The organism is Pseudomonas sp. GM74 (assembly GCF_000282455.1).
In the GTDB taxonomy this organism is placed as follows: domain Bacteria; phylum Pseudomonadota; class Gammaproteobacteria; order Pseudomonadales; family Pseudomonadaceae; genus Aquipseudomonas.
In genome coordinates this window covers 1-1,039 of sequence record NZ_AKJG01000146.1, presented here as the reverse complement: position 1 = coordinate 1,039, position 1,039 = coordinate 1, and the positions used below count along the sequence as shown (strand labels likewise).

Here is a 1,039-nt window from a genome sequence, read left to right as displayed (position 1 = left end):
CCACGACGGTCAAGGTGCGTGGTGGCGTTGAAACCTGACCACTGCCATACAGCGCCTTGGCGGTGAAGCTGTGGCCCGTCTCGCTCAGGCCGGAGACCTGCAGCGTCCAGATTCCGGTACTCGGGTCAGCCGTGGCCTCGCCTTTGGACGTGGTGCCGTCCAGGATCTGCACCTTCTGGCCCTTGCTCGCCACCCCGGTGAGCTTGACGGTGGTGTCGACCGTGAAGCCGGCTTGCGGGATTTCAAAGCCCTTGGAGTCTTCGGCTTTGGTGATGGTCGGCGTCACCACCTCGAAGGCCTTGATCGTGTAGACCCGATCCGCAAATACCAGTGCATTGGCCTCGACATTGCTTTTATCCAGCGCGGCCTTGAACTTGATGGTCAGTGTGCTGCCATCTTTCAGATTTCTCAGAGAACTTAGGCTAAGGGCCTGTTCATTAAAACCGTCGTCGAGCCAGTTTTGCCTGACATATGCACTCGGCGCATCCCAAAGCGTTATGTCGAAAGGTGTGTCATCTGCGTTGGTTCCCAGCAGGCGCAACCAAACGTATTGACCAAGCGCAATCAACGGCCAACTGGTCTTGCGAACAGTAGCGCTACTCAGATTGCTGACATCCAATTGCGGCCCCTCACCGTTGTTGGCGGCCTGGGTGATTAACGGTTTGGTCAGCACGTCGACCGGCAAGGTCCCGACATTCAGGTTCAGCGGCAGCGAGGTGAGCGATTTACCATCGCGGGTAATGGTAAACGTCACGCTCACCGTTTTGCCCAGATTGAACGCCAGCACCGTGACCGGCAGTTCAATGTTCAGCCCCGTCTCACTGATCGGCCTGGCTTCGGTGGTGTGGGACGCCTCCGCATGGCTGCCGGCCGCCGCCGCCCAGGTCACGCTCAAACGGTCGGTCAACAGCAACCCATCCGGCAGAACCTCGGCCGTCAGCGCCGCCACGGCCTTCATCGGTAGCAAGGTGATGCCGTCGGGTTCGGCTTGGCGGATTTTCGGCGGTTTGAGCTCCAGGGCAGCGCCCACATTGAAGTC

General features: G+C 59.6%; 1 pseudogene. It reads right to left on the bottom strand.

Going from position 1 to position 1,039, the window contains the following annotated elements:
* Positions 1 to 1,039 (bottom strand): annotated as a pseudogene (locus PMI34_RS28625) (hypothetical protein); the annotation flags it as partial.